Origin of the sequence: Aeromonas sp. HMWF015 (assembly GCF_963878965.1) — a bacterium.
In the GTDB taxonomy this organism is placed as follows: Bacteria; Pseudomonadota; Gammaproteobacteria; order Enterobacterales; family Aeromonadaceae; genus Aeromonas; species Aeromonas veronii.
Map to the genome: position 1 here is coordinate 1 of NZ_CAWNZT010000363.1, position 3,914 is coordinate 3,914.

Below are 3,914 nucleotides of genomic sequence, written 5' to 3' on the forward strand. Positions count from 1 at the left end.
GAGCCTTTATTGGCGCTTGGCTAGGTGCATCATGGCTTCCAATACGGCGCCGCCGATGGCGCGTGCCTTGTCCGATACTGTGGTGGCATCGGCCCGCTCGCCGCGCGGATCGATATCGCCAATCTTGAAGCCAACCGGCACGTCGATGCCATCGCTGAGCAACCCCCGCACCATGCCCGAGAGCGGCGCGATAATGGGGGCGTCCCCCACATGGGCAATCACATCCCCCTCCTGCACCAGATCGCCGAGCTTGATCAGGCTCTTCATCACGCCGGGGGCGGGGGCGCGTACCACCCGGCGGGCGGAGTGCCCCTCGATCACCCCGGGAATGCCGGTGTTGGGCTGGGCGGGGCCCTGATAGATGACTCGTCCCAGATGGTGGCCGCGGTTGGTCTCGATCACCGCATCGCAGTCGCGCCCGGCCTCAAAGCCCGGGCCAAGGGCCACCGTAATGGGGGCCATCTCCTTGTGGGTGCCGAGGTTCTGCTTGGCGAGGATGGCATCCACCAGATAGCGCGGTTTGAGTTCGGCGAGGGTGGCGCAGTCGGGGTCAACCAGCAGCGGAAGGACGCCCCGATCCAGCTGCTCGAACGCCTGTTCGACGTTCTCGACCCGCTTGGCGCGCACCCCCTCGACGCGGGTTTCGCCGTCAAACATCCCTTGGGCGAAGGCGACGGTGCGACGGATCACCGTGGGTTTGTCGAGATCCAGCATCACCACCTTGAAGCCCGCATTGTGCAGCCGCAGCGCCACCCCGGTGGCGATATCGCCGGAGCCGCGCATCACCACCAGTTGATCCCGCTTGAGGCGCACATCGTCCTGCATCAGCCCTCCCGATTTGCCGTTTTTCACCTGCAACAGCTCGGCGAGGATGCTGATGGCGATCTCCTCGGGGGTTTCGGCACCTATGTTGTAGCCGATGGGGGCGTGCAGCTGCTGCAGCTGGGTCTGGCTGATCCCTTGCTGGCGCAGGGCCTGGGTGAAGGTCTGCACCTTACGCTTGCTGGCGAGCAGCCCCAGATAGGCGAGGGGACGGCTGATCAGTCGATCCAGCGCCTCCTTGTCCTGATGGTTGGTGGCGATGATGACGAAGTTGGCGGGCTCGATGGCCAGCGCCTCGATCACCGCGCTGATGGTATCGGCTTGCTTGAGATGGGTACCGGCGGGGAAGTGTTCAGGGTTGAGGCTCCCTTCAAAACAGTCGCCCACATGGATATCAAAGCCGAGCGGCGCCGCAGCATGGGCCAGCGCCCGGTTGACGTGACCGGCGCCGATCAGTACCAGACGGGGGCGCAGGCCGTAGACATCGATATAGACCGACATGGCTCCGCCGCAATCTGACCCCACCGCATGCTCGCCGTTGCGGGCCATCCGGCCGTGGAAGATGCGCGGCTTGCGCTCACCAATGGCCGCCACCGCCTCTTCGATCACCAGCCGCTCTATCATGCCGCCGCCTATGGTGCCGAGGATCTGGCCATCGGCCATCACCAGCATCTGGGCTTGATGGCGGGGAGTGGAGCCACGGCTCTCGATGATCTGGGCAATGGCAAAAGGAGTGTTGGCCTGTTCCAGTCGGGCTGCGTGTGAAAAAAGATTCATAAGGTACCTCTTCTTATCCTTAAACCATCATGGGCGAGGCGGCTGAGCCTCATCCTGAGCGAAGTAGCCGAGTGCGTGGCGAATGGGCTGTGACTCGCGTACCGCCCCCTGCCAGATGGCGTGGAGCTCGGGATGGCGGGCCAGCAGCTTTATCAAGTGTGGTTGCCATGACGCCTCATTTTGATAATCGCCATTGATAAACCAGATCCGGCGCGCCCTGGCCGGGGTGCCCTTGAACACCCCCTGAGGGTGGGAGAGCAGCTTGTGAAACAGTGCCCAGTCGAGCGGGTCACCGGCCTCTATCCCGCACAGGGCCTGGAATTCGGCCCAGCGGTGGATCTGCTGCGGGTCGGCCTTGGCCCCCACCATGGCGCCGCCCGTCAGGGCGATCACCCAATCACTGCTCTGGGGAATGCAAGGTTCGTGCAAAGCGGGCACTTTCAATAACTTGTGATGGGCGCCATCCGCTTCGACCAGGATGAGATCGAAGCGCTGCTGCCCCTTGATGAGATCAATCTGCTGGGGTGTGGGGCCCGCCACCTTGCCGCTGGTCTGATCGATATGGCTGAACAGGGCGACCAGGGTCGGTTCATCGGGCAGTTGCTGACAGCGGGTCAGCTGGCGGACGGGATCCGTTTCCAGGATCAATTCCCGATAGTGTGACGGGGCAGGCAGAAACATCCGGGTGGTGGTGGTAATTAGCACCCTCTTACCCTGTTTATAAAAATATTCTGCCAGCCAGAACAGGGTGCTGGTTTTGCCACCGGCGCCGCAAAGGCTAATTAAGCTGGTATGGCTATCAATATTTTTGGTGAGCGGGTTTAATAGCGAATCTATATCTGGAAATGCGACAGCAACAGCGTGTGGTAGCGACATAATGACGACCAAAATAAATATCGAAGGGAGTGGAAAACAACGTTGCCAGGAACAAGTGCAGTGTGACTGTATAATAACGGCGGCGGGTTTATCTTCCCGAATGGGTACCTGGAAAATGATGCTACCTTATTGCCAGGGGACAATGCTTGATGTAAGTCTCAAAAATGCCCTGGCCTTTTGTCCGCGAGTTATTCTGGTGGTGGGCCATCGTGGCGAGGAGCTTCAAGAACGCTACCTTGAGCGGCCGGATATTGTTGTCGTCCACAACCCCGACTATCGGCAGGGGCTGGGCAGCTCCATCCGCTCTGCCCTGGCCGCCAGTGACGCAGATTACCTCTTTATCAGCCACGGGGATCTCCCCTGTATCCCGCGCGAGGTCTATCAACAGCTATGGCTGGCGCGTGGCCATGAGGCGCTCTTTCCCACCTGGCAGGGGGAGGCGGGCCATCCGGTATTGCTGCCCAAATCCCTTGCCCGCGAGCTGGCAGCGGCCCCGGTGCAGCCGTCGGTACGGCGCTGGTTGCTGCAACGCCCCCATCGCACCATACCGGTCGAGAGTCCTGCCATCCTCTTTGATATCGATACCCCCGAGCGCTATCAGGCGCTGATCCGCGGCGAGCTGGAGCTGCGTTCTGCCGACGAGCTTACGACCTGGCAAGGCTGAGTCGTATCGTTGGGGCCAAGCCCCTCTGCGTGTAATGGCAGCCAGAGGGAGGATAACGTCGAGTAATCTCGCAGCCTTTGGATAAACCGAAATAGCGACGACTGCCTTTTATATGGCAGTGACTTTTAAGTAAGCCCCGGCCATATTGGCCGGGGCTTACTTGCGATAATGCTGGATGATTTTCACCCTATCAAAGTGATATTTATCGCTGCCGATTTGATACTTCTCTTTTTTCTCTGGCATTGCCTTGAATAAAATTTCAAGTGAGTGATAACCACTCTCATCAATCATAATGGCGACATGCCAAACAGCCTTCATTAATTCGAGCTATCTCACGCTTTTACCCTAAAAAATAGTTTTGCCGATGGAGTGGCCTGATAGTTGCTCCTCTCCTTGCCAAGGGGTAATGCCCGTGCGGGATACCCCATTTATTCATGCTGCCAATGGGCAGAACAGCTGCAAGGAGATAGCCATGGGCGATATTATGCGACCCGTTCCCTTCAAGAACCTGCTGACCCGTATTTTTGCGGAATATAAAGCGAGTCAGACTATTTTCGGTATTCCCGCCGCACAATTTTATCGCAAGCAGGACGAGCGCAAGATCAAGGTATTCGGTGAAACCTGCGAGACCCCCATTGGCCCGGCAGCTGGCCCTCATACCCAGCTGGCCCAGAACATCGTCACCTCCTGGCTGACCGGCGGACGCTTTATCGAGCTCAAGACGGTGCAGATCCTGGACCGTCTCGAACTGGAAAAGCCCTGCATCGATGCTGAA

The 3,914-nt window shown here is 59.2% G+C and carries 4 protein-coding genes; 2 read left to right on the forward strand and 2 right to left on the reverse strand.

What is annotated here, in order from left to right:
• Positions 1-6: 6 nt before the first annotated feature.
• Positions 7-1,599 (reverse strand): selenium-dependent molybdenum cofactor biosynthesis protein YqeB, encoded by a 1,593-nt coding sequence (gene yqeB, locus AACS18_RS18480; protein ID WP_108612983.1) that lies wholly within the window; start codon positions 1,597-1,599, stop codon positions 7-9.
• Positions 1,600-1,626: 27 nt separating this feature from the next.
• Entirely contained in the window at positions 1,627-2,475 is an 849-nt protein-coding gene (gene yqeC, locus AACS18_RS18485) for a selenium cofactor biosynthesis protein YqeC (RefSeq protein WP_108612984.1), read from the reverse strand.
• Position 2,476: 1 nt separating this feature from the next.
• Between yqeC and mocA the strand changes: the two genes are divergently transcribed.
• Together mocA and AACS18_RS18495 are read left to right on the forward strand one after the other, a co-directional pair.
• Positions 2,477-3,139, forward strand: coding sequence for a molybdenum cofactor cytidylyltransferase (gene mocA, locus AACS18_RS18490; RefSeq protein ID WP_108612985.1), 663 nt, complete (start codon positions 2,477-2,479; stop codon positions 3,137-3,139).
• 472 nt (positions 3,140-3,611) lie between these two features.
• Positions 3,612-3,914: hypothetical protein (locus tag AACS18_RS18495; RefSeq protein WP_146184793.1), on the forward strand; the 303-nt coding region annotated here is incomplete at its 3' end.

Bases quoted from the DNA above. Each gene is read 5' to 3' on its own strand.
- yqeB (WP_108612983.1), bottom strand. From the start codon at position 1,599: ATGAATCTTTTTTCACACGCAGCCCGACTGGAACAGGCCAACACTCCT.
- mocA (WP_108612985.1), top strand. From the start codon at position 2,477: ATGACGACCAAAATAAATATCGAAGGGAGTGGAAAACAACGTTGCCAG.
- yqeC (WP_108612984.1), bottom strand. From the start codon at position 2,475: ATGTCGCTACCACACGCTGTTGCTGTCGCATTTCCAGATATAGATTCG.